Raw genomic sequence first — 1,131 nt, forward strand, 5'->3', positions numbered from 1 at the left:
TTTTGTGTATGGTTTGTTACTTATACTAAAGTAGTAAAAAAAACGATGACCAATGTTCAGCAGCGAAAGAATTTCAGGATGAAATTCCGAAGTAATGAACTATACACGTTGTTATATTTTATAGCGACAGGTATTGCTTTGCAGCAAAATTGTCAAGTTGTTATGTTATAGACCATACAATTACAAAAGTCAGTCTTTTTTATTAATAGTTCATTTAGATTTAAAATCTTACCCCAAATTTTCATTTTTTTTTCAATCAGGTGTTTAATCAGGCTGTTTTCAACGATTATGAATTGCTAGTCGTTTTTTTATTCAAGCTGTATATCTGTCAGTCTAGATTGAGTAGGAGCGTTAAATATAACGTTTAATATATGTGTCGTAGCAGGGCAAATTGTTACCCTGTTTTTCGACTTTTCTGCGCATTGGTTGCTAACTTTTACTTTGGAGCAAGCATTGCGCCTTACCAAAAATACAATAACCTTTCGATTCATCACGTAGCTGCTATGATCACATATATGTTGTTGTAAGTAGTTTTTAATTATCTTTTATAAAGTCAATCATTACGTTGTCTTTGATTTCGATTTCCATTCTTCTCCAAACTTTCTTTTTAGATCTTCTAGTTTCTATTAAATCAAAAGAAATTTTGTTAGATTCGAACTTATTGTTTTCAAAGCTTTTTAGAACAGAGCCAGTTAACATCAATTCTTGTATTTGAAATATAAACTTTTTTAGTTCAGATTTCGATTCGAACTGTTTGCCAAAAAACTTAGAGAAAAAGTCATCCATTGATAGGTCAAACCAGATTGGTGGAATTAATTCTAATTCAGATGTTTTATTGTTGAAAATTACTAAACAATCAGCATCTTCTATATGATAGCCTAAATAATTGGTTAATGTTACTTGATAAATGTTTGAACCATTTAAATATTTTTTTACAATGCTCTTATCAATTTCCTTAATATTAGCCATTTCTTCATAAAAAGCCCAAACATTGTCCCCAACTATTGAATCGTTAGGGAATTTGATATTTAATTCAGATTTGAGTTGCGAAAATTCTTGTCCGAATACACAATATTGAATTCCGATTAGAAGTATTAATATTTTTTTCAAATGTTTCTTCAAATTACTTAC

The 1,131-nt window shown here is 29.4% G+C and carries 1 protein-coding gene; it reads right to left on the reverse strand.

Annotated elements, in window-relative coordinates:
* Positions 1-534: 534 nt before the first annotated feature.
* Positions 535-1,131 (reverse strand): hypothetical protein (locus tag J8L88_RS23365; protein WP_211062072.1); only part of this gene is annotated, 597 nt, incomplete at its 5' end.

It is taken from the genome of Aquimarina sp. MMG015 (genome assembly GCF_018100855.1).
GTDB classification, from domain to species: domain Bacteria; phylum Bacteroidota; class Bacteroidia; order Flavobacteriales; family Flavobacteriaceae; genus Aquimarina; species Aquimarina latercula.